Genomic DNA, 20,774 nt, shown 5'->3' with positions numbered 1-20,774 from the left:
GCGACACCAGAGCCAACGGCGACTGCGACACCAGAGCCAACGGCGACTGCGACACCGGAACCCACCGCGACACCGACGGCGACGCCGGACGACTCCATCACCGGCGCCGTCGACGACACCACCGACAGCACCACGGATGTCATCGACAACACCACCGACACGCTCGTCGGCGACGACGGTCTGTTGTAACGGCGTGCGACCGTCGGCGGTGGAGTTTTGAGACTGCTACCGGTACGGCGAGGCATGGCGACGCTGCTCACCGCCGTCGACGACGTTCCCGAGAACGGCTCGTATCTCTTCACCGTCGAAGAGGCCGACGGCGGTCGCGAAGAGGTGATTCTCGTCCGACTCGCGGACGGCGTCTCGGCGTGGAAGAACTTCTGTCAACACGAAACCGACCAACGGCTCGACCGTGGACGCGGCGCGGCGATGCGGGAGGGGCAGATAATCTGTCCGAAACACGGGTCGATGTTCGACGCGGAGACGGGGTACTGCGACACCGGGAAGGCCGCGGGGTCGACGCTCGTCGAAGTCGACGTGTCCGTCCGCCACGGGCAGGTGTATCTCACCGACGACGAGGTGTCGTTCAGCCACGAGGGCGGCATCGACGACGACGGCGCACCGAGCTCGACCTCACACCTGAGTTTCTAGATGTCGAGGTCGGCGGTCGGGAAGGCGCCCTCGTCGGTTTCGGAGTCGTAGGAGTCGATGGCCGTGAGCGCGAGGTCGAGGGTGTTTTCGGGGGTCCACCGCGCGGTGTTGATACAGAGGTCGTAGATGGAGCGGTCCGAGAGGTCGATGCCGTAGTAGGATTCGTAGCGCTTCACGTCGATGACGTCGCGGACGCGCATCTCGGCGCCTATCTCCTCGCGGTCGGACGTGCGGTCGACGCGGATTTCTTCGGGGGGCGTCGAGCCAAAACCGGAGGTCGGCGCGGTTGCCGGCGAGCCAGCCCGCCAGCCGCGATTCGAGGACGAACGCCTTGTTCGCCGCGCCCCACTTCTCGGCGATGGTTCGGAGGCGGCGGTCGACGGCGCGGTCGATGTCCTCGTTCTCGCTGGCTTTCGCGATGAACTGCGAGAGGCTCATGTCGCGCTCGTCGGCGAGTTCGCGGAACACTTCGCCGCCGGAGATGAACCCACAGTCCATCGCCTCGGCGAGTCCCTCACACAGGGTCGTCACGCCGCTTCCCGGCGGCCCCGACACGGTGATGAACAGGTTGCTGTCGATTTGCTGGTCCGGGCTGATGTCGTGTCCCGACATGTGGCGGGGGTTCCGGCGGCGACGGGATAAACGCGGGGGTCGTCGACTGGGCGTCGAGAGGAGAGAACCGCCCGAAAAAACGAGTGCTCAGGCGGAACTGAGCCGTCGACTGCTCAGGGCCACCACGAGCATGACGACGATGAGGACGACCGACAGCGCGTTAATCGTCGGCGTCAGGCCGGTTCGCAACATCGTGTAGATGACGACCGGCACGGTGCTCGTCCCCGGCGAAATCAGGAACTGGGTCGCGGTGAACTCGCCGAAGGAAACGACGAAGGCGATGAACGAGCCAGCGATAATCGCCGGTGAGATGATGGGCCCCGTCACGTGGCGGAACGTCGCCGCCGGGCCCGCCCCGAGGACGCGTGAGGCGCGTTCGAGGTCCTTGTCGTACGTGACCAGTTCGGAGCGAACCAGCAGGAAGACGTACGGCAGCGACAGCACCGTGTGTCCGAGGATGAGCGCCGGATACCCCGACGGGAGGCTCAAACTCCCGAAGTACCGGACGAGCGCGATACCCGTGATGACCGGCGAGATAATCATCGGCAACAGCATAATCGTCGATATCTGTTCCTTGTAGGGGAACTCACCGCGGACGAAGCCGAAGGCGGCAATCGTCCCGATAATCGCCGAGAGAATCGACGAGGCCGTGGCGACGATGAGGCTCACCTTCAGCGCGTTGAGGAGGCTCTCGTCGGCTAAGAGTTCGCCGTACCACCGCAGCGACAGCCCCTCCTGTGGGATGCCCGGGAACGACTGGGGCGTAAAGGAGGTGATTACGACGATGATGACGGGCACGAGCAGGAACGCGAACACCGCGACGACGGCCGCGAGGAGTCCGACCCGTCGGGGACTCGGGAGCGAACGCCCGCTCATATGTTTCCGAGCACCTCCCGGAGGTCGAACACCGTGTTGAAGACGAGCAGCGCACCGACGAGCAGTATCGAGTAGATGACCGCCAGTGCCGAGGCGAACCGGATGTTGAAGTTGTTCAGGAACGCGCCGGCGATTTCGTTCGCTATCATCGTCTGATTGGGGCCGCCGAGGACGGCGGGGCCGAGGAACGACCCGGCCGCGAGGATGAACACGATGAGCCCTGCAGCGACGAGCCCGGGGAGGCTCAACGGGAACACGACTGCGGCGAGTGTTCGCCACTGGCTGGCGCCGAGCACCCGTGAGGCGCTGATGAGCTCCCCGTCGATGGCGTTCAAGGAGTTGTAAATCGGCAGGACTGCGAACGGGAGATACACGTTCGACAGCCCGATGATGACCGCCGGCGTCGTGAACAGCAGCGACGGCTCGATGCCCGTCAGGTCGGCGAAGGGGCCTGCCGGCGAAAGGAACAGCAGGATGCCAAAGTACCGGACGATGTAGGCGATCCACAGCGGAACGATGACGAGCGTCATCGTCAGGCGGACGCGTTTCGTCCCGAAGGCCATGAAGTAGCTGAGCAGGTACGCGAGAGCGAGCGTTACGGCCGTCGTGACGATACCGTAGAGGAACGAGCGAACGAAGGCGTCGACGTAGATGCCCCTCGTCGCCCGCCGGTACGCCTGCAGCGGTTCGCCGGTACCGAACGCGAGGCTCTCCGGAACGAGCAGCAGTATCGGGAGGACGAAGAACACCCCGACGAACCCGAGTCCGAACAGGGCGAGGTGGCTGTTCGTGATTCGCCCCTCGACGAACTCGCCGATGGAGCCGGTGACGCCGTCTACGGTCGGCCGGGAGGTGCTCATAGCGCAATCACCCGCTCGGGGTCGAATCGGAGGTGGACGTCGTCACCGACGTCGATGTCCGGGAACCGGTTCGTGTGGGCGAGCGCTTCGTTCCCGTCGGTCAACTCGACTGTCACCTCCGCGCGGTTGCCGAGGTTGGCGACGTTGACGACGCGACCCGTTATCTCGTTTTCTGCGCCCGCGGCCGTCGTGCTCACCTCGATGTCTTCCGGGCGGACGTACAACGTGGCGTCGTCGCCGTCTTCGACGCCGGTCCCCTCGACCGTGATGGCCTTGTCGTCGTTGTTGACGACCGCTCGGTCGCCCTCCCGAGTGACGGGGCCGCTGAACCGAGTCGATTTCCCGACGAACTCGGCGACGAAGGGGCTGGCCGGCGACTCGTAGATGCGCTCGGGGGTGTCTATCTGTTCGGAGTGGCCGTCGTTCAACACGATGACGGTGTCCGACATCGACAGGGCGTCCTCCTGGTCGTGGGTGACGTACAGCGTCGTCACGCCGACCTCCTTCTGGATGCGGTTGAGCCAGCCGCGCATCTCCTCGCGGAGAACCCTGTCGAGGCCGGTCAGGGGTTCGTCCAACAGGAGGATGTCGGGTTCGTACGCCAGCGCTCGAGCCAGCGAGACGCGCTGTTGTTGGCCGCCGGAGAGTTCCCCCGGCTTGTGGTCGCCGTGGTCGGGCATGTCGACTAGTTCGAGCGACTCCTCGACGCGCTCTTCGACGGCTGTCGAGTCGTGGCCGTGCATCTTGAGCCCGAAGGCGATGTTCTCCCGGACCGTCATGTGCGGAAACAGCGCGGTCGACTGAAACGCCATCCCGATGTTGCGTTTCTCCGGCGGGAGGTCGGTCACGTCCTCCCCGCGGAGCAGAATCTGCCCGTCGGTCGGTTCGACGAGGCCGGCGATGGCGTGGAGCGTCGTCGATTTCCCACACCCCGAGGGGCCGAGTAGCGTGACGAACTCCCCTTCGTCGATGTCGAACGAGAGGTTCTCCACCGCACACAGGTCACCGTAATACTTCGTGAAATCGCGAACTTCGAGCATGATGCAGTATTACCCCTGCTTGATTCCGTTCAATCGGTCGGTCCAGGCGTCCTCCTTCGGCAGGACGACGTCCCAATCGCGGAACGCGAGGTCTTCGGCCGGGGCGTAGTCCGGCAGTTGGGTCATCTTCTCGGGCGGGTTCTTCACCTGCACCGTGTAGTTCATCATGTCCGACAGCGTCAGCAGGTGCTCCCGCTGGTAGGTGTGGTTCAGCAGTTCGTGAGCCAACTCGCGGCTCTCGGTGCCTTTGACGATGGCGAGGTTGTCGGTCCACCCCATCGCACCCTCCTCGGGGATGACGTACTCGATGTGGTCGTACCCCTCCTCCTGCAGTGCGAGGACGCGGCCGCCCCACGCCTCACAAATCCAGGCGTTCTCCTGTCGCAGGTATCGGATGGAGGTGGCGCCGTCGCCCCAGTAGTTGAAGACGTTCTGGTCCTGTTCTTTGGCCTCGGCGAACATCTGGTCGGTCTTCGCCTCGTCGCCGGGCACCTCGTTGATGTTGAGGTCGGCCGCGGCGGCGCAGTTCGACAGTCGGTCGATGGTTCGGTCGATGAGCGACACCTTCCCCTCGTAGGCGGGGTCCTTGATGTCCTCCCAGGCGGTGAGTTCGCCGTCGACCTTCTCGGTGTTGTAGGCGTAGCCGGTCGCGCCGTTCTCCCGAATCAGACCCATGGTGTCGTCGCCGTCGACGTTGAACGACAGCGAGCGGGCCGACTCCTTGATGTTCTTCTCGTAGTTCGGCACCATCGAGAGGTCGATGGGTTCGATGACGTCCTCCTGTTGAGCACGCGCCATCCCGGTGTCGTTGAGCGCGACGATGTCGAACGAACCGGGGTTCTGCTTGATGAGCGAAATCATCTCGGTGGTCCCGCCGGCTTCGGTGCCGGAGACTTCCGTCCCGGTCTCTTCGGCCCACGGTTCGAAGACGGACATCTGTGCCTCCTGGGTGTTCCCACCGAAGCCGAGGAAGCGGAGTTCGCCGCCACCACCGCCACCGTTGCCGTTTCCGTTGCCGTTGCCGTTTCCATTTCCGTTGCCGTTTCCTCCACCGTTGCCGCCGAGACACCCCGCCAGTCCGGCGAGTGTTCCTGCTCCAACGGTTGTCAGTACGTCACGCCGTCTGTAGTTCGAGCCCTTCGACATGGCTATGAGTCTGTTACACACACTCCTATAATAAACTATCCCAAGATAAGATTCTATATTTGGAGAAATTCTTAATCAAGGGAACTATTTTGAAAATCAGCCAAAGCTTATGTGGGTGAGTCACGAGGAGTAAGCCAGTGGCAGACATGACGACGACAGATTCCAAGACGGATTCTCCGACCGTCTACGAGGTCGATGGCGACATCGCCCGCATCCGACTCAACCGTCCCGACCGGCTCAACGCCGTGACCGGCGAGCTCTACGAAGGGGTCCAGTCGGGGCTCGAACGCGCCGAGGAGGACGACGCACGGGTCGTCGTCCTCGAAGGCGAAGGTCGAGCGTTCTGTGTCGGCGCCGACATGCAGAACCACGACGAACAACAGCGGTCGGCGAAGGAACGGCGCGACTACGCTTGGACGGCCCAAGACGCGTGTAAGGCCGTCCAAACGCACCCGGCGCCGGTCATCTCGAAGGTCCACGGCTACGCTATCGGCGGCGGCGCCGAACTCGCCATGAGCGCGGACTTCATCCTCATGGGTGCCGACGCGGAGTTGCGGTTCCCCGAGGTGAGCATCGGGACCTACATCGGCGGCGGGCTCACCTACACCCTCGCCCAGCGCGTCGGCGCCGCCCGCGCGAAGGAACTGGTTCTGTCGGCGGCGACGCTGACCGGCACGGAAGCCGCCGAGGAGGGCGTCGTCACGAGAGCGGTCGAGGAATCCGAACTCGACGACGCCGTCGACGAGTTGGCGGCCGACCTCGCCGGCAACGCGCCGATTCCGATGCAGTTCGCGAAATCGCAGTTCGGCCGCGTCGGCTCGGCGACCCGAGACGACATGCTGACCGCCGAGGCGGAGGCGCTGTTGGCCTGCATGGGAACCGACGATTGGCAGGAGGGCGTCGACGCCTTCGCCGAGGACCGAGAGCCGACGTTCGTGGGTGAGTGACCGTGTCGGACACCACCGACATCGAGCGAATCATGGACCCCGAGGCGGTCGCCGTCGTCGGGGCATCGACCGACGAGACCAAACGCGGCTATCAGGCCATCGAGACGCTGCAGGAGGGCGGTTACGAGGGTGACATCTATCCGGTCAACCCCGGCGCCGAGGAGATTCGCGGCCTCGAGGTGCACCCCACGGTCTCCGCGATTCCCGGCCAGGTCGACCTCGCACTCATCGTCACGCCTGCCCACGTCGTCCCGGACGTACTCGAAGACTGCGGCGGGACTGACCTCGCGGGCGCCGTCGTCATCGCGGTCGGCTTCGGGGAAGCCGGCACCGACGGGGAGGCCCTGGAACGCGAAATCGTCTCGCTGGCCGAACGACACGACATCAGACTCATCGGGCCGAACACCTCCGGGATGATTAACGTCCACGCGGGGTTGAACCTCGTCGGCGCCGACGGGGTTCCGGAGGGGGGGTCTCGGCCTGCTCTGTCAGAGCGGGAACATGGCGATTTCGCTGTTCACCGAGGCGGCGACGCGGGAAGGCGTCGGCTACAGCCACTACGTCGGCGTCGGCAACGAGGCGGACCTCAAGTTCCACGAGTACCTCCCGTATCTGAACGACGACCCCGAAACCGACGCCATCGTGCTGTACGTCGAGGGGATGAGTGAGGGGCGAGCGTTCCTGCAGGCGGCACGCGAGGTCACGCCCGAGACGCCCATCGTCGCGCTCAAGAGCGGCCGGTCGGCCGTCGGCAAGCAGTCGGCGTCCTCTCACACCGGCGCGCTGGCGGGCGACAGCGCAGTGGCCCACGCCGTCCTCGAACAGGCCGGCGTCGTCAGCGTCGACCGCTCCGACGAACTGCTCGCCGTCGCGAACTCGCTGTCGTCGCTGCCGGCCGCCGACGGCCCGAACGTCGGCATCCTCGCTGATGGCGGCGGCCACGCGACGCTTGCCGCCGACGCCCTCGCCGAACGCGGCCTCTCGGTTCCGAACGTCACCGACGAGACCCAACGCCGACTCGACGAGGTGTTGCCGGACGCCGCAAGCGTCGTCAACCCCGTCGACGTCGCCGGCGGCACCGACGACGACCAGCGCGTCTTCTACGACTGTGCGGAGGCGATTATCGCCGACCCGAACGTCGACGCGCTGTTGCTCGCCGGCCTCTTCGGCGGCTACGGCATCCGCTTTGCCGAGCAGTACACCGACGTGGAGTGTGAGGTCGCCGAGGAGTTGGTGACGCTGGCCGAGCGCCACGACACCCCCATCGTCGTCCAGAGCGCCTACGCGGAGTTCGGCACCGAACCCCACGAGATACTCCGGGAATCGGGCATCCCGGTCGTCGAATCGATAGACGTCGCCGCCAGCAGTCTCGAATCGCTGGCCGCCTACGGCGAGCACCTCACCACCGCCGACGAGAAGAGCGACTTCCGGTTCGACGGCGAAGACAACGACGCCGCCGAAATCGGCCACGCAATCGAGGCGGGGCGCCGACAGCTCTCGGAGTATACCGCAAAGCGGGCGCTCCGCGAGCGGGGCTTGCCCGTCGTTCCGTTCGAGTTGGCCGAATCACCCAGCGAGGCGCTCGACGCGGCGACCGACGCCGACGGCCCGGTCGCGATGAAGGTGGTATCGCCGGATATCGTCCACAAATCCGACGCCGGCGGCGTGGCGTTGGGCGTCGCCGACGATGCCGTCGAGGCGACCTACGAGGAACTCCTCGCGGCCGCCGAATCGTACGCTCCCGACGCCGATATCGAAGGCGTCCTCGTCTCGCCGATGCGGGAGGGCAGCGTCGAACTCATCGTCGGCGTCGTCGACGACGAGCAGTTCGGGCGCGTGATGATGGTCGGGCTCGGCGGCGTCTTCGTGGAAGTCCTCGAAGACGTGGCCTTCCGCGCGCTCCCGCTTTCGGAGGCCGATGCCCGCGACATGCTCGACGACATCGAGGCCCAGGAACTGCTGGACGGCGCTCGCGGGAACCCACCGGTCGACCGCGATGCCGTCGTCGATCTCCTGTTGGAGGTGTCGGCGTTCGTCGAGGCCAACCCCGCGGTCGAGGAACTGGATTTGAACCCCGTGTTCGCCGACGACGACGGCGTCGAAATCGTCGACGCCGCGGTGACGCTCCGCGCTCCAGGGACCGACACTGAAACGGTCCCGGCCCCTGTAGGTGAGAGCGATGATTGAAATCGATGCCCCCATCGAAACCGAGTGGCTCGACGAGTACGTCGCCTGCGTGCGATACGACCGCCCCGACGCGATGAACGCCTACAACGAGGCGCTGCTCCACGGTGCCGTCGAGGCTTTCGAGACGCTGGACGAACGCGACGACGTCCGGGCCATCGTCCTCACCGGCGCCGGCGACGCCTTCTGTGCGGGCGTCGACCTGACAGACATGCCGCTGACGCCGGAGATGGACTTCGCGGAGTACGAGACCGGTCTCGGCCTGTTCCAGAACGTCGTTCGGACGCTTCGCGGCATCTCGACGCCGGTCATCGCCGCTGTCAACGGCTACGCCTTGGGCGCCGGTTGTGACACCGCCCTCGCCTGTGACTTCCGTATCACGAGCGACGAAGGCGTCATCGGTGAGACGTTCATCGACGTCGGGTTCGTCCCCGGTGACGGTGGCGCGTTCCTGCTGCCCCGACTCATCGGGGAGGCCCGCGCGAAGGAACTCATCTTCACCGGCCGGAAACTCTCCGGCGAGGAAATCGTCGAGTGGGACCTCGCCAAAGAGCAGGTCGCCGCCGACGAACTGCTCGACGCCGCCGCGGCCTTCGGGAGCGAACTCGCCGATAGGCCGCCGGTCGCGCTCGCGGAGAGCAAACGGCTCGTCAACAACAGTTTCGACACCGAACTCGACGACGCCCTCGCGGACGCGACCCGTGCCCAGCGCATCTGCTCGCAAACCCGCGACCACGAGGAGGCGGTCGCGGCCTTCCAGGAGGACCGCGAACCGGAGTTCGAGGGGAAATGAACCCCTTCAGCTGTACTATCATCCAGTTCGACGTGCCCCTCGAAGAGCCGAAAGAAGAGACGCTTTCGCGAATGGTGTCGGCAATCGAGGCCGCCGCCGCCGATTTGGTGGTGTTTCCCGAACTCGCGACGACGGGGTATCACGTCTTCGACCGGCTCGACGACCTCGCGGAACCGGTCGGCGGAGAGACGACGGAAACGCTCGGTGCGGCCGCCGACGCCGCCGACAGCGAGGTGCTGTTCGGGATGCCGCTGGCCGACGGCGAGGCGGTGTACAACGCCGCCGTCTGGCTCGACTCCGACGGCGACGTTCGGGCCCGCTACGACAAACGCCACCTCTGGGGTGACGAACGGGACGCTTTCGACACGGGCGAGCGCTACCTCGTCGTCGAGGCCCCGTTCGGCCGCGTCGGCGTCCAGATATGTTACGACCTCGCCTTCCCCGAAGCCAGCGCCGCGCTGGCCCGCGAGGAGTGTGACCTCTTCGTGAACCTCTCGGCGTGGACGGTCAAAATGGAGCGGGACTGGCAGACGCTACTGCCGGCCCGCGCCGTCGAACAGGGCGCCTACGTCATCGGGTGTAATCGCGCGGGGACGGAAGCCGGCGACAGTTTCTGTGGGAGCAGCATGGTCGTCGAACCCGACGGGACGACGATTTCGGAGTTGGGCAACGGGCCCGGCCGACTGACGGCAACGCTGGAGCCGGGTATCGTCGCCGCCGAACGGCGCCGCAACCCCATGCGGGTCGACCGCCAGGACGACCGTACCGACGCCGAGTCGACCGAGCGCAAGCCAAGTTATTAACGAACGCACATCGATGAGCGAAACGATGCCAGAGGTCACGCTCGACGAGACCGACTTCGAGATACTCCGTCGTCTCGACGAGGACGGCGAGGTTAGCGTCGACGAACTGAGCGACGAACTGGACGTGAGCGCGTCGACGATTTACTACCGCCTCGAGGGGTATCGAGAGCAGGGAATCGTCGAGGGGAAAATATCGAAACTCGACCCACAGAAACTCGGCCTCGGGTTGACGGCGATTACCGAAATCGACGCCAACTACGACGGCCCCGGCTACGAGGAAATCGCGGAGCGTCTCTCGGAACTCTCCGGCGTCCAGCGGGTGTTCTTCATGCTCGGGGAGATGTCGTTTTACGTCATCTCACGGGTTCGGGACCACGAACACCTCCAGACGCTCATGGAGTCGATTATCCAGACTGAGGGCGTCGATAACTCCAACACGAACGTCGTCCTTCGGACGTTCAAAGACGAGGACCGACTGCTCGTCAACTACGACGACGAGGATTTAGAGACGATTTTCGAGTGAGGGCGTCGGCTCCGTTCACCCCACCACGCCGCGAAACAGTCGGACCCCGAGCATGAGTGCGATGCCGACGAGAAACACGAGGAAGTACAGCATCGACCGAACCACGTCGTCTTCGTGTTTGATTTCGGGAATCAAATCGGAACTGGCGATGTAGATGAAGTTTCCCGCCGCGAACGGAAGGAGGAAGGCCGGCAATCCGGTGATGACGTCGTTGAGGTAGAACCCGACGACGCCGCCCACGATGACGGTCGTCTGTGTGAGGTAATTGAGGACGAGCGCCCGCCGCTGTTCGAACCCGCTGTAGACGAGGATACCGAAGTCGCCGATCTCTTGCGGGATTTCGTGAAGTGCGATGGCCAGCGACGTGGTCACTCCGAGCGGCGTCGAGAGCAGGAACGCCCCGGCGATAACGAGTCCGTCGATGAAGTTGTGGAGCGTATCGGAGGCCAAGACGAGATACGAGACCGGCTCGTGTTCGTGTGTCGTCCCGTGGTGGTGGTGCCAGTGGAGGAACTGTTCGAGCACGTAGAACAGACAGAATCCGGCGATGAGATACAGAAACAGCGGCAGGGTGTCTTCCGCCCCCGCCTCCGCGATTGCGTTGGGGAGGAGATGAAGGAACGCACCGCCGATGAGACTGCCGGCGGCCAGCGCCACCATCCCCAACAGGAGCTCGTCGAGTAACTCTTCACGGAGATACAGCGTCAAGATGCCGACCCACGCCGTGAGGCTGATTCCGACGGTCGTTGCGATAATCCACGCCAGCGGACCCATCTATCCGACACATTCGTGCGTATCGGGCATAAATCGTCCAGCTAACTGGGCAGTACTGACATGCGGCATGCGTTGGGGTCAAGAGGCCGCCCCTCGACGTGACACTTACCCGATGACTCCGGCACTCGGCGTCGCACTCGGCCCGTTCTTTCTCGCCGAGTCGCTACTCCAGTTCGGCGTCGACAGCCGCCGACTGCTCGCGGCCGCCGACCTCCGACTGCTCCTCATTCCGCCGATTACGGGCATCATTGGCTACATCACGAACTGGGTCGCCATCCGGATGCTGTTCAAACCGGTCGAGTTCCGGGGCATCGACGTGCCCGGATTGGAGTTGCTGACGACGGCGCTTCCCCAGCGTGTCAGACAGATTCCCGGCATGATGCAGGGGCGAATCGGCTGGCAGGGCATCACTCCCCTCGCGTGCACGCAAGATGGGGAGTATCTCAGTCGACACCGGAATCAGCAAAATCGCGAGCCAGCGGGAGTTCTACAACGAGTTCGACGCCGAACGCATCGCCGAACACATGCTCGCGGAGGGAAGCGAGGACATCCACCGGATGGTCGAGGAGATAATCCGCGAGAAACAGCCGCAACTGTGGCGGGACTCACCCGAGGCGACCCGTCGGCTGGTTCACGCACGCGTCTCCCAGCAACTCCCGGAGGTCACCCATCACATCACCGAGCGAATCGGCGAGAACATCGACGAACTGCTCGATATCAAGTTGATGGTGATGAACCACCTCGGCGAGAACCCCGAACTCGTCAATCGTATCTTCCTCGAAACCGGCGAACGGGAGTTCGATTTCCTCGTCAAGTCGGGGTTCATCTTCGGGACGATTCTGGGCTGCTTTTCGATTCCGCTGTTCGTCTTCATCGACCGCTGGTGGGTGTTGCCCGTTGCCGGCATCTTCGTCGGCTACTTCACCAACTGGCTCGCGCTGAAGATGATTTTCCAGCCGATGAAACCCCACGAGGTCGGCCCGTTTACGATTCAGGGACTGTTCATCCGCCGGCAGGACGAGGCCTCCGAAACGTACGCTTCCATCGTCGCCGAGGAGGTTATCAACCTCGAAAACGTCGCCCGGAACCTCCTCAACGGCCCCAACGCCGACCGGACACACAAGATGATAGCGGAGGAACTCCGCGAGGCCGTCGACTCGTCGATGGGACTGGCCGCGCCACTGTTGCGGTTTACGACCGGCCCCCGACAGTACGACGCCATCCGCGAGGACATCGCCGACCGCGGCGTCGAGTACGCCATCGAACCGATGTCCGACCCCGAGTTCAACGCCGAACGCAGCGAGGCCATCCAGCAGTTGATGGCCGGTCGGATGAAGAATCTCCCGCCGGAGGAGTTCGCCCGCATGCTCCGGGCGGCGTTCAAGGAAGACGAGTGGCTCCTCATCGGCGTCGGCGCGGCGCTGGGGTTCGTCGCCGGTTGGGTTCAGTTGCTCGTCGTCACCGCCGTGTGAGACAGCCGACATTTTTTTGGACTGGCGCTGGACAGCCGCTGTCATGAGCACGACGCTTCACTCCCGCCGAGTTCGGTATCTCGCGTGGCTCTGTGCACTCGTCGGTCTCGTGTTGGTTCCGCTTCCGTTCTTGACCGGCACGAGTACGCTTGCAGCCTGTGAATTCGGCGGCTTCTACGGCGCGGTGTACGACGCGGTCGGCATCTACCCGCCCGGCTACACCGTCGACATCGACTGGAGCGACCTGCAGGTGGTGTGGTCGGATGGCTGTAACGGCCACGTCTCCTCGCTCGTTCCGTCGTTGCTCGGCGGTACGTTGTCGCTCGTCGGCGTCGGCGCACTCGGCTGGCTCCGACGGTGACCAACTCAGCGCCGGTCGGTCGGTGACCCGTCTCGGACGTGGCCCAGTCGCTCGCCGACCGACCCCGGGACTGGACTCCGACAGTACCGACAGTACCACGACCGGCCAGTCGGCGTCGACTCCCGAATCAAATCATCGACGGCACCGAGCGTCGCACCGCAGTCACAGGAGTAGGTGGTGGCCATGTGGGTCGTTGACACGCGGGGGACGTAACTGTAACGCCGGGAGGGAGCGACCGCTCCCCCTGGAGCGGTCGCCGTCAGGCGAGTTCGGTGAGCGCGAGCAGCACCTGCGGAATCACGAGCAATAAGACACCGAGCAGTATCAGCGCCGCCGGCAACACGAGCAACCCAGCGTCGGTGAGCAGCCACAACCCGAGGCCGGCCAGTATCGCCAGCACACCCAGGATGCGCAGTATCCACGCGAGGGCTTCTTCGAGACCCGAATCCGCCAGTACCTCGACGACTTCGAGTGCTTCGTCCATCGGGCGCCTGTTTCTGTCGACCCAGTGTTATATCTGGCGGCCAACCGCGATGTCGTCGGTCAAGAGCCGTCGTCGGCGAACTGCACCTGGTAGGTCTCCGACTGCCCGCCGGTGTAGTAGACGGTGATTTCGGCGACGAACAGTTTCGAACCGCCGACCTCGTAGTTCTCGTTGAACGTGAACCGGAGGTCCGCGACCTCGCCGACGCCGAGAGTGGGGAGTCGGTCGCCGGTGACGAAGTCCGGGCCGGCACCCTGTGGTGCAGTGAGCGTCGTCGAATCGGTACTGGAACCGTTGTTGACCGCGAGTCCGGTTATTTCGCCCGGAGCATACGAGATGTTGCTCGCTCCGACCTGGTTCACCTCCGGGAGGTCCGACCCGATGACGAGTTCCCCGAGGTCGAAGAGGTCGTCGCCGATGCCGGCGAGCGTTCCGGACAGTCCCGACCGGGCGGCGACCTCCGTCGCTGTGACCTCCTTCGCGGAGTCGAGTTCGACACCCAACACCTCCCGCTTCTCGCCGAGGTTCTGGACGCGGAGCGTCAACTGGTTGGTGTCGGCTCCCCCGCCGGCACCCCGCATCACGACGGATTGGTCGCCGGCAAATCCGGTCAACACGAGGGCGTCCCGTGGCTGGAGCGTCGAGTCGTCGTCGACCGGCGAGAACCGAACGACTTCGGCGTCGAAGCCGTTGGGCGCGTCGTAGCGCACCGTCGCGATGCCGGAGGCGTTCGTCGAGACGTTCACTACCGTCCCGCTGGTGGTTCCGTTGGCTATCGTTCCGTTTCCGGGCGCCAACTCCGCGGTGAGGTCGACGCCCTCGACGGGGTTGTTGTACTTGTCGCGCACCTCGACGCTGACCGACCCCTCCCGGCCGACATCGACGCTGGCCGGCCCCTCCGACCCCGGCGATGGAACCATGTACAGCGGTTCCTCGGAGTCGGCGTCGCCGAAGCCAACGTCGGCCATTCGGAGGTCGTAGGTGACACCGGGTTCGAGGTGGACGACGAGGCGGTCGGTCGTGTCGTTGACGCCGAAGGATTCGACGTGGCCGCCGTTCTCGATGAGTTCGTCGTCGAGGGCCTCGCTCCACGTCTCGTTGTCCAAGGCTGTCGGCACTTCGATGCGAATCGATTCGTTGGCTGCGGCGTTCTCGACGGGAACCGTCGTCGCCGGCCCGCTCACGTCGGTCGGTTCGATGAGCTTCGACCCGCTCGATTGCGCCTCGAAGGAGCGGTTGAACGTCACCAACTCGACCGTCGCTCCGTCGATGAACGGCTGGGTCCGGACGACGGTGCCGTCGCGGAACTCGTTGTATCCGATGCCGACCTCTCTGACACGTCGGGCGGCGTTGTCGTACTCGTTGTAGTCGGCCTCGTAGACGAGCGAGTGGGAGTGATACTGCAGTTCTCGGCCGTCGAGAAGGACGCCGGCGGGTCCGGAGGCGCTGGCGTTGTCGATTCGGAGGGCTCGTCGGTTCTCGGTCCGCAAGGAACCCTCCGGCGGTGGTGGATTGAACGTCACCAGCCGGGTCGGATACTGCGTGCCGAGTTGTACCCCGACGCCCTCGCTGTTGCCGGTTTCGACGGTTCGGTCTATCGACTCGTCGAGTCGGTCGAGGTCACCTTGGGCCGCCTGGCTGTGTTCGTATTCCACGCCGGCGTTGGCGTTCGGCACCGCCTGCAGTTGGATGATAGAGAGCAACATGACCAACAGGCCGAACACCAGTATCGCGCCGACGACTTCCGAGGCACCGCGTTCGTCACCGCCGAGTCTCACGGAGGGTAGCGGAGGGGACTTCATGTGGGGCTTTGAGTGGTTTTTATCCGGTGGTTTTTATACGTACGTCCGATTCCAGACGCTGTATCCCGATTTCGATGGCCTCGTGGCGCTGGCTCAGCCCCCCGGGTTCGTCGCCGTCTCGCTCAGCCCGGCGAGAATCTGGAAGACGAGGCCGGGGTCGAGCAGCGTCTGTGGAAGGCCGATGAACTCGATTTCACACGGCGCCAGCGGGTTCTCCTGCAGTTGGTCGAGGTCCTTCGCGAAGGCCTCCTCTAAGACGGCCTCGTCGGGGGAACTGTCACAGGAGAGGTCGACGCCCGCCTGCTTGTCGACCAACGAGAGCACCAACCGGAGTTTGACGCCGTCGTCGTTGTATCGCGCTCGAAGCCGCTCGACGCCGTAGTCGTTCTTGCCGTCGTTGAACGTCAGTTCCGTATCGAAGTCGCCGAAGTCTTGCGTGGCGAGCGCGCCGACTTTCACGTCAGTACGGGGGCCGTCAGCGGACTCGTTGAGCGTGCCCGACCCGTCAACGAGGATGACGCCGCCTTGACTCCCGTTGTACTCGTAGGCTCCTGCACGCTGGATGTCGAACTGCCCGCGGGGTTCGTCGGGTACGTCCGTCGGGTCTATCTGTGGGTCGTTCGGGTTGAACACCTCACACGGCGCCGGAATCAGCCCCAGCAGGATGCCGGCGAGGGCCTCGTTCGAGAGGATGGTCGAGGGGACGCCCGGCACTTGCAGCGGTTCCGGGACGTCCTGGAGGCTCGGGAGCAACTCAAGGGGAAGGTCGCCGGGCTCGACGTCGAGTGGGTCACAGACGTTGAGCGCCGCCCGCTCGTCGCCGATTGGGAAATCCTCCGGACCGGTCCGGTTGATTTCGGGAATGCTCCGGAGCAACAGCCGAAGCACCTGTGCGTTCTTGGGGATGTCCTCTTTGGAGTCGAACTCCACGTCGGTCAACTCGGGTGTGTCACCCGAACCGAAGTCGACCTGTGAGGTTCCAACGCCGTCGTCGCTCGGTTCGACCTCCCCGAAGCCGTCTGTCGTGACGTTCGAGCCTCCGACCTCGACCCCGTCGGTGCCGACGTCGACGCCGTCTTCGCCACCGGCACCGATGTCGACGCCGTCGTTGCTGCCAACTTCGACGGAGGCCCCGTCGCCCCCGCCGATACTCGCGTTGAGTCCGTCTGTTCCGACATCGATACCGTTCTCGCCGCCGAGGTCGACGCCGTCGCCGACCGCCGCCACCGGTGCGATGCCGGTGCCGACGAACACCGCGACTGCGACGACGACCGAGAGGGCTTGGAGGGATTCACGTCGCATAGCGTCCCGTCATCTAATATAATAATCAGAATAACGCGAGCTATAGACGGTTATTTATATACTGGCTGCTCGAACCGCTTCCGCTACCGGCCGCCTATTCGTCGCCGAGAAGTGTCTCGCCGTGGCTCCCCCCGAATCAGAACGGACGGCCGGGAGCCTACGGCGCGTAGGTGCCTTCGAGCGTAGCGTCGGCGAGGATGTGACCGTCCATCGCGGTTTCGAGTTCGGCTTTCGACGCGCCGGCATCGAGGTCCACCGGCGCATCGAGCGCGTACAGCCGGAACCGATAGGTGTGTTCGCGGTCCGGCGGGTTCGGGCCGCCGTAGCCCGTCTCGCCGTAGTCGTTGGTCCCGTCGAGGGCGTTGCCCCCGTCCCAGTCTTCGGGGATGGTCGTCGTCGCGGGGTCGATGTCGTACACTACCCAGTGGTCCCACACCTTCCCGGCCGGTTCGACGGCGTCGGGGTCATCGACTACCAGCGCCAATGCCTCGGCGTCGTCCGGGACGCCGGTTATTTCGAGCGGTGGGTTCACGTTCGTCTCCGTGTAGCCGTACTGCCGTGGTATCGCATCGCCGTCGGCGAACACCGGACTCGTGAGTTGAAGCTCTGTCATGATTGTGTCTCACACACTGGCTCGAACCGACATAAACGTAGACCGTGGTTCCTACTGAGTGGGACCGACGGGCGTCCAAGGGAGTGGAACCGGACGCGACGATTCAGGAGCGCTCGGAGACGAGGAACTCCTGTCCGGGTTCCATCCGCATCGTCATCTCGGGTGAGACCGGCGGTTCGCCGTCGGGTCCGTTCTCCCCGAGCCAGTACAGTTCGTAGTTTCGGCCGATGGTCGCAAGCGCCAGTTTCGCCTCCAGTAGCGCGAACTCCCGGCCGATACAGATGCGGGGGCCGCCCCCGAATGGGGCGTAGGCGAAGTCGTGGAGTTCGCGACGCAACTCGCCGTCCCACCGCGATGGCCGGAACGTCTCGGGGTCCTCGAAGAACCGGGGGTCCCGCTGGATGTGCCGAATCGGCAGGATAATCCGACTCTCCGCGGGGATTCGGTAGCCGTCGAAGACGGTCTCCTCTTTGCTCTCCCGCGGCAGCGAGTACACCGGTGGGAACAGTCGCAGCGTCTCGGTCAACACGCGGTCGGTCACCTCCAAGTCCTTGACGTCGTCCATCGTCGGCGGGCCGTCGAGTTCGTCGACTTCGGCGTGGAACCGCTCGCGGACCTCGGGGTTGTTCGCCAGCGCCCAGAAGGCGAAGGTCAGCGACGTGGTCGTCGTGTCGTGGCCGGCGAAGATGATGGTGACCATCTGGTCGCGGAGGCGCTCGTCGGTCAACATCCCTGACTCCGCGACGCCGGCCTCCCGCAGTCCGACCAGAAGCGACAGCAGGTCGTCGGCCTCCGAGGGGTTCGTCGGCGCCTCTCCCGACTTCTCATCGAGCAGCCGCTGGGCCTCCTCCTGAAGCGTCGCCTTCCCCTCCCGGAACCGCCGCCGTGCGGGCGTCGGCACCCACTTCGGGAGCAGATACGACGTGGGAACGAACCAGTCGTGGAGCGCCTCGGCAGCCTCACGGATGCGAGTGTCGCCGTCGAGGTCGAGTTCCCGACCGAGCACCGTCGCGAACAGCACGTCCAGCGTCATGTCGGTGAACTGCGCCTGCAAATCGAAGCGGTCGCCGTCGGACCAGCGGTCGCTCCGGCGTTGAATCTGCTCGACCATGCCGTCGGCGTAGTCCATCACGCTGTCGCGGGTGAAAAGCGGCTGGAGTACGTCGCGCTGTTTCCGCCACTCCTCGCCCTCGACGGTCAACAACCCCTCCCCGAAGGCGATGTTGAAGTCGTCGCTCTTGCGGAACTTCTCGCGTTCGGTCAGCAGGACGCGCTTGGTGTGGTCGGGATGGGCCAGCGAGAACACGTCGCCCTCGCCGGGCAAGCGACTGCGGACCACGTCCCGTGTCGCGAGCGCCTTCTCCCCGAAGTCGATGACGTCCCGCATCTGATGGAGGAAATGGAGCGACGGATGGGTGAGGTTCGGCGGATACGGCGGGAGGGGTCGCTGGGCGGGTCGCCGGGACCACTCTCGGCGGGGCCGTCGGGGTCGGCGGGAACCGACGAGCCGTGCTTGGCATCTTCACTCATACGTACTACGTGTGCGGCCGGCACAATAACCACCGGGCCTCGCATCGCCGCGTCGTTTATTACTACACCCGGGCCGAGTGTCGTTGCAGCGTTGTTCGACCGAGGGTAGGTTTATGAATTTTTAAACGAAACGTGGGTCGGGGAAACCAATGCCTGTTATCGACGCCGCGGGGTTGAGCAAGTACTACGGCGACACTCGGGGTATCGAGGACCTCAGCCTCTCCGTCGAGCGGGGCGAGGTGTTCGGCTTTCTCGGGCCGAACGGTGCGGGCAAGACGACGGCGATTCGAACCCTGCTGGGGTTTCAATCCCCGACTGCGGGGTCGGCGACGGTTCTCGGCAACGACATCGCCGACGAGCGGGCGATGGTCGAGGCTCGACGGAACATCGGCTACCTGCCGAGCGACCCGGGTCTCGACGGAACAGTGACCGGAGAGCGACTGCTCGAGTATTACGGGTCGTTGCGCGGCGAGGAGCGAAGGGGGGAGCTACTGGAGTTGTTCAGTCCACCACTGGAACGCCCCATCGGCGAGTACTCCCGTGGCAACAAGCAGATGCTCGCCATCGTTCTCGCGTTCATGCACGACCCCGAACTCGTGTTCATGGACGAACCGACGAGCGGACTCGACCCCATCAAACAGGAGCGGTTCGACGAGTTCGTCCGCACCGAACGGGAAAACGGAGTCACCTTTTTCATGTCTTCGCACATCCTCAGCGAAGTCCAGAAAATCTGCGACCGCGTCGGCATCATCCGGAACGGCCAACTCGTCGAACTCGAAAACATCGAGACGCTACGGAGTCGCGGCGGGAAATCGGTTCACCTTCGGGTCGCCGAGGCGGTTCCCCCGTCGGCTTTCGACATCGATGGCGTCGCCAATCTCACCGTCGGGTCCGGTGAGGACCCACCCCGACGTGACGGCACCGACTCGGCCGAGGCGACCGCGTTCTCGTTTACCTTCACCGGGCGCTACAACGCGCTCATCGAGCACCTGACCGACTTCGACGTACTCGATTTCACCATCGAGGACGCGCCGCTCGACGAGGTGTTCAGGCGGTTCTACGACGGGTCGGCTGGACCCGAACCGGACGACGGCACCGACGGCGAGGAGTCCTCCGAAGACGTCGTGGACCGCGGGGTTTCGTGATGCTCGAAATCGCACGATACGAGGCCGAACGACGACTTTCGGGGTCAGTCATCATCGCGGTCGGTCTCGCGGCGTTCGCGGCGCTTTTCATCGCCATCACCCCCGAAATCATCGGGGAGGTGGACTACGAGGCGATGCTCGAAGACCTCCCGCCGGCGTTCTCCTCGGCGTTCGGACTGGAATCTTTCGACAGCCTCGCGGGTATCCTCGCAGGGGAGTTCTACACGCTCGGGTGGATTCTGTTGATGGGGCTGTACATGGCCTATAGCGCCGGGTCAACGATTGCGGGCGACGTCGAACGCGACCGGATGGACATGCTGCTGTCGAATCCCGTCTCTCGGTCGAGCGTCGTCCTCGAAAAGTACCTCTCGCTTTTCGTCCCAATCGTCGTCGTCAACGTCGTCGTCGGGGCGGTCATCTACGTCGGCGCGCAGGTCGTCGACGACCCGATTCCGCTGTTCGACGTAGTCGCGGTTCACGCCCTGTCGGTTCCGTATCTGCTGTGCTGTGCGGCCATCGGCCTGCTGGCGTCGGCCGCGATGGAGCGAGAGGGGTCGGCTCAGCGTGCGAGCATGGGCGTCATCTTCTCGCTGTACATGATAGAGGCGCTGGTGACGGAGACGGATTTCGGCTGGCTGGGCGTGGTCAGCCCATCGCGGTACTTCGACACGAACGACATCCTCGTCCACGGCACCTACGACCTCGTCGGCGCGGTCATCCTCCTCGAAGCGTCGGCGCTGCTGCTGGTCGCGAGCCTGCTGGTCTTCCAGCGGAGGGACATCTGATGAACACGACACACCCACCACGGCCGTTCGGTTCGCATCGACAGACGACTCCCCGCATCGAACCTATCGAG

General features: G+C 64.6%; 23 protein-coding genes and 2 pseudogenes. 12 read left to right on the top strand and 13 right to left on the bottom strand.

Going from position 1 to position 20,774, the window contains the following annotated elements; translation table 11 throughout:
• Together GJ631_RS18680 and GJ631_RS13560 are read left to right on the top strand one after the other, a co-directional pair.
• A partial coding sequence (locus GJ631_RS18680) for a hypothetical protein (RefSeq protein ID WP_197425066.1) occupies positions 1 to 189 on the top strand: 189 nt, incomplete at its 5' end.
• Positions 190 to 243: 54 nt separating this feature from the next.
• On the top strand, positions 244 to 651 hold the full coding sequence (locus GJ631_RS13560; protein ID WP_156709670.1) for a Rieske 2Fe-2S domain-containing protein: 408 nt from the start codon (positions 244 to 246) through the stop codon (positions 649 to 651).
• Here GJ631_RS13560 and cmk read toward each other — a convergent pair.
• The 5 genes and pseudogenes from cmk to GJ631_RS13535 form a co-directional block, all read right to left on the bottom strand.
• Positions 648 to 1,263 (bottom strand): annotated as a pseudogene (gene cmk / locus GJ631_RS13555) ((d)CMP kinase). The gene GJ631_RS13560 and the pseudogene cmk sit on opposite strands and share 4 nt — an antisense overlap.
• Positions 1,264 to 1,350: 87 nt before the next feature.
• Positions 1,351 to 2,139: an ABC transporter permease gene (locus tag GJ631_RS13550; protein WP_156709669.1), complete on the bottom strand. Its 789-nt coding sequence runs from the start codon at positions 2,137 to 2,139 to the stop codon at positions 1,351 to 1,353.
• Positions 2,136 to 2,999, bottom strand: a complete 864-nt coding sequence (locus GJ631_RS13545; RefSeq protein ID WP_156709668.1) for an ABC transporter permease — start codon at positions 2,997 to 2,999, stop codon at positions 2,136 to 2,138. Before GJ631_RS13545 ends, GJ631_RS13550 begins: the two co-directional genes overlap by 4 nt.
• Entirely contained in the window at positions 2,996 to 4,039 is a 1,044-nt protein-coding gene (locus GJ631_RS13540; RefSeq protein WP_156709667.1) for an ABC transporter ATP-binding protein, read from the bottom strand. The genes GJ631_RS13545 and GJ631_RS13540 overlap by 4 nt, the downstream gene beginning before the upstream one ends.
• 9 nt (positions 4,040 to 4,048) lie before the next feature.
• A complete protein-coding gene (locus tag GJ631_RS13535) occupies positions 4,049 to 5,185 on the bottom strand; it encodes a PotD/PotF family extracellular solute-binding protein (RefSeq protein ID WP_156709666.1) in 1,137 nt (378 codons plus the stop codon).
• A gap of 146 nt (positions 5,186 to 5,331) precedes the next feature.
• On the opposite strand from GJ631_RS13535, the gene GJ631_RS13530 reads away from it, so the two are divergent.
• The 6 genes and pseudogenes from GJ631_RS13530 (at position 5,332) to GJ631_RS13510 (ending at position 10,435) form a co-directional block, all read left to right on the top strand.
• Positions 5,332 to 6,132, top strand: a complete 801-nt coding sequence (locus GJ631_RS13530; RefSeq protein WP_156709671.1) for an enoyl-CoA hydratase/isomerase family protein — start codon at positions 5,332 to 5,334, stop codon at positions 6,130 to 6,132.
• 32 nt (positions 6,133 to 6,164) lie between these two features.
• Positions 6,165 to 6,488 (top strand): annotated as a pseudogene (locus tag GJ631_RS19045) (CoA-binding protein); the annotation flags it as partial.
• 145 nt (positions 6,489 to 6,633) lie between these two features.
• Positions 6,634 to 8,319: an acetate--CoA ligase family protein gene (locus GJ631_RS13525; protein WP_197425062.1), complete on the top strand. Its 1,686-nt coding sequence runs from the start codon at positions 6,634 to 6,636 to the stop codon at positions 8,317 to 8,319.
• Positions 8,312 to 9,109: an enoyl-CoA hydratase/isomerase family protein gene (locus GJ631_RS13520; protein WP_156709665.1), complete on the top strand. Its 798-nt coding sequence runs from the start codon at positions 8,312 to 8,314 to the stop codon at positions 9,107 to 9,109. The genes GJ631_RS13525 and GJ631_RS13520 overlap by 8 nt, the downstream gene beginning before the upstream one ends.
• A complete protein-coding gene (locus GJ631_RS13515) occupies positions 9,106 to 9,912 on the top strand; it encodes a carbon-nitrogen hydrolase family protein (RefSeq protein ID WP_156709664.1) in 807 nt (268 codons plus the stop codon). Before GJ631_RS13520 ends, GJ631_RS13515 begins: the two co-directional genes overlap by 4 nt.
• 25 nt (positions 9,913 to 9,937) lie before the next feature.
• Positions 9,938 to 10,435 carry an Lrp/AsnC family transcriptional regulator gene (locus GJ631_RS13510; protein ID WP_156709663.1) on the top strand — a complete coding sequence of 166 codons (498 nt, stop codon included), beginning with the start codon at positions 9,938 to 9,940 and terminating at the stop codon, positions 10,433 to 10,435.
• Positions 10,436 to 10,450: 15 nt separating this feature from the next.
• Here the strand turns inward: GJ631_RS13510 and GJ631_RS13505 are convergent, their stop codons facing one another.
• Both GJ631_RS13505 and GJ631_RS13500 read right to left on the bottom strand, forming a co-directional pair.
• Positions 10,451 to 11,209: a ZIP family metal transporter gene (locus GJ631_RS13505; RefSeq protein ID WP_156709662.1), complete on the bottom strand. Its 759-nt coding sequence runs from the start codon at positions 11,207 to 11,209 to the stop codon at positions 10,451 to 10,453.
• Between the two features lie 252 nt (positions 11,210 to 11,461).
• On the bottom strand, positions 11,462 to 11,617 hold the full coding sequence (locus GJ631_RS13500) for a hypothetical protein (protein WP_156709661.1): 156 nt from the start codon (positions 11,615 to 11,617) through the stop codon (positions 11,462 to 11,464).
• A 23-nt stretch (positions 11,618 to 11,640) separates the two neighbouring features.
• Between GJ631_RS13500 and GJ631_RS13495 the strand changes: the two genes are divergently transcribed.
• Both GJ631_RS13495 and GJ631_RS13490 read left to right on the top strand, forming a co-directional pair.
• The gene (locus tag GJ631_RS13495) at positions 11,641 to 12,681 is read left to right on the top strand and encodes a DUF445 domain-containing protein (RefSeq protein ID WP_156709660.1); all 1,041 of its coding nucleotides are present in this window, start codon (positions 11,641 to 11,643) and stop codon (positions 12,679 to 12,681) included.
• A gap of 43 nt (positions 12,682 to 12,724) precedes the next feature.
• Positions 12,725 to 13,042: a hypothetical protein gene (locus GJ631_RS13490; RefSeq protein WP_156709659.1), complete on the top strand. Its 318-nt coding sequence runs from the start codon at positions 12,725 to 12,727 to the stop codon at positions 13,040 to 13,042.
• 5 nt (positions 13,043 to 13,047) lie between these two features.
• On the opposite strand, the gene GJ631_RS13485 is transcribed toward GJ631_RS13490, so the two are convergent.
• From GJ631_RS13485 to GJ631_RS13460, 6 genes are all read right to left on the bottom strand, one after another.
• Positions 13,048 to 13,227 carry a hypothetical protein gene (locus GJ631_RS13485; RefSeq protein WP_156709658.1) on the bottom strand — a complete coding sequence of 60 codons (180 nt, stop codon included), beginning with the start codon at positions 13,225 to 13,227 and terminating at the stop codon, positions 13,048 to 13,050.
• A 74-nt stretch (positions 13,228 to 13,301) separates the two neighbouring features.
• Positions 13,302 to 13,526: a hypothetical protein gene (locus tag GJ631_RS13480; protein ID WP_156709657.1), complete on the bottom strand. Its 225-nt coding sequence runs from the start codon at positions 13,524 to 13,526 to the stop codon at positions 13,302 to 13,304.
• 59 nt (positions 13,527 to 13,585) lie between these two features.
• Positions 13,586 to 15,304 carry a hypothetical protein gene (locus GJ631_RS13475; protein ID WP_156709656.1) on the bottom strand — a complete coding sequence of 573 codons (1,719 nt, stop codon included), beginning with the start codon at positions 15,302 to 15,304 and terminating at the stop codon, positions 13,586 to 13,588.
• A gap of 117 nt (positions 15,305 to 15,421) precedes the next feature.
• Positions 15,422 to 16,630: a hypothetical protein gene (locus GJ631_RS13470; protein WP_156709655.1), complete on the bottom strand. Its 1,209-nt coding sequence runs from the start codon at positions 16,628 to 16,630 to the stop codon at positions 15,422 to 15,424.
• Between the two features lie 157 nt (positions 16,631 to 16,787).
• Positions 16,788 to 17,243, bottom strand: coding sequence for a YbhB/YbcL family Raf kinase inhibitor-like protein (locus tag GJ631_RS13465; RefSeq protein WP_156709654.1), 456 nt, complete (start codon positions 17,241 to 17,243; stop codon positions 16,788 to 16,790).
• 103 nt (positions 17,244 to 17,346) lie between these two features.
• Positions 17,347 to 18,630, bottom strand: a complete 1,284-nt coding sequence (locus GJ631_RS13460; RefSeq protein WP_156709653.1) for a cytochrome P450 — start codon at positions 18,628 to 18,630, stop codon at positions 17,347 to 17,349.
• A gap of 292 nt (positions 18,631 to 18,922) precedes the next feature.
• Between GJ631_RS13460 and GJ631_RS13455 the strand changes: the two genes are divergently transcribed.
• On the top strand, positions 18,923 to 19,918 hold the full coding sequence (locus tag GJ631_RS13455; protein WP_156709652.1) for an ABC transporter ATP-binding protein: 996 nt from the start codon (positions 18,923 to 18,925) through the stop codon (positions 19,916 to 19,918).
• A complete protein-coding gene (locus GJ631_RS13450) occupies positions 19,918 to 20,703 on the top strand; it encodes an ABC transporter permease subunit (protein WP_156709651.1) in 786 nt (261 codons plus the stop codon). Before GJ631_RS13455 ends, GJ631_RS13450 begins: the two co-directional genes overlap by 1 nt.
• Positions 20,704 to 20,774: the final 71 nt, after the last annotated feature.

The sequence above is a fragment of the Natronomonas sp. CBA1123 genome, from assembly GCF_009741925.1.
GTDB lineage: Archaea > Halobacteriota > Halobacteria > Halobacteriales > Haloarculaceae > Natronomonas.
Note: the sequence above shows the minus strand (reverse complement) of the source record. Positions and strands in the feature narration are given on the sequence as shown.

Coding starts and splice junctions, on each gene's coding strand:
- GJ631_RS13560 (WP_156709670.1), top strand. CDS start 244: ATGGCGACGCTGCTCACCGCCGTCGACGACGTTCCCGAGAACGGCTCG.
- GJ631_RS13550 (WP_156709669.1), bottom strand. CDS start 2,139: ATGAGCGGGCGTTCGCTCCCGAGTCCCCGACGGGTCGGACTCCTCGCG.
- GJ631_RS13545 (WP_156709668.1), bottom strand. CDS start 2,999: ATGAGCACCTCCCGGCCGACCGTAGACGGCGTCACCGGCTCCATCGGC.
- GJ631_RS13540 (WP_156709667.1), bottom strand. CDS start 4,039: ATGCTCGAAGTTCGCGATTTCACGAAGTATTACGGTGACCTGTGTGCG.
- GJ631_RS13535 (WP_156709666.1), bottom strand. CDS start 5,185: ATGTCGAAGGGCTCGAACTACAGACGGCGTGACGTACTGACAACCGTT.
- GJ631_RS13530 (WP_156709671.1), top strand. CDS start 5,332: ATGACGACGACAGATTCCAAGACGGATTCTCCGACCGTCTACGAGGTC.
- GJ631_RS13525 (WP_197425062.1), top strand. CDS start 6,634: ATGGCGATTTCGCTGTTCACCGAGGCGGCGACGCGGGAAGGCGTCGGC.
- GJ631_RS13520 (WP_156709665.1), top strand. CDS start 8,312: ATGATTGAAATCGATGCCCCCATCGAAACCGAGTGGCTCGACGAGTAC.
- GJ631_RS13515 (WP_156709664.1), top strand. CDS start 9,106: ATGAACCCCTTCAGCTGTACTATCATCCAGTTCGACGTGCCCCTCGAA.
- GJ631_RS13510 (WP_156709663.1), top strand. CDS start 9,938: ATGCCAGAGGTCACGCTCGACGAGACCGACTTCGAGATACTCCGTCGT.
- GJ631_RS13505 (WP_156709662.1), bottom strand. CDS start 11,209: ATGGGTCCGCTGGCGTGGATTATCGCAACGACCGTCGGAATCAGCCTC.
- GJ631_RS13500 (WP_156709661.1), bottom strand. CDS start 11,617: ATGCCCTGCCAGCCGATTCGCCCCTGCATCATGCCGGGAATCTGTCTG.
- GJ631_RS13495 (WP_156709660.1), top strand. CDS start 11,641: ATGGGGAGTATCTCAGTCGACACCGGAATCAGCAAAATCGCGAGCCAG.
- GJ631_RS13490 (WP_156709659.1), top strand. CDS start 12,725: ATGAGCACGACGCTTCACTCCCGCCGAGTTCGGTATCTCGCGTGGCTC.
- GJ631_RS13485 (WP_156709658.1), bottom strand. CDS start 13,227: ATGGCCACCACCTACTCCTGTGACTGCGGTGCGACGCTCGGTGCCGTC.
- GJ631_RS13480 (WP_156709657.1), bottom strand. CDS start 13,526: ATGGACGAAGCACTCGAAGTCGTCGAGGTACTGGCGGATTCGGGTCTC.
- GJ631_RS13470 (WP_156709655.1), bottom strand. CDS start 16,630: ATGCGACGTGAATCCCTCCAAGCCCTCTCGGTCGTCGTCGCAGTCGCG.
- GJ631_RS13465 (WP_156709654.1), bottom strand. CDS start 17,243: ATGACAGAGCTTCAACTCACGAGTCCGGTGTTCGCCGACGGCGATGCG.
- GJ631_RS13460 (WP_156709653.1), bottom strand. CDS start 18,630: ATGCGGGACGTCATCGACTTCGGGGAGAAGGCGCTCGCGACACGGGAC.
- GJ631_RS13455 (WP_156709652.1), top strand. CDS start 18,923: ATGCCTGTTATCGACGCCGCGGGGTTGAGCAAGTACTACGGCGACACT.
- GJ631_RS13450 (WP_156709651.1), top strand. CDS start 19,918: ATGCTCGAAATCGCACGATACGAGGCCGAACGACGACTTTCGGGGTCA.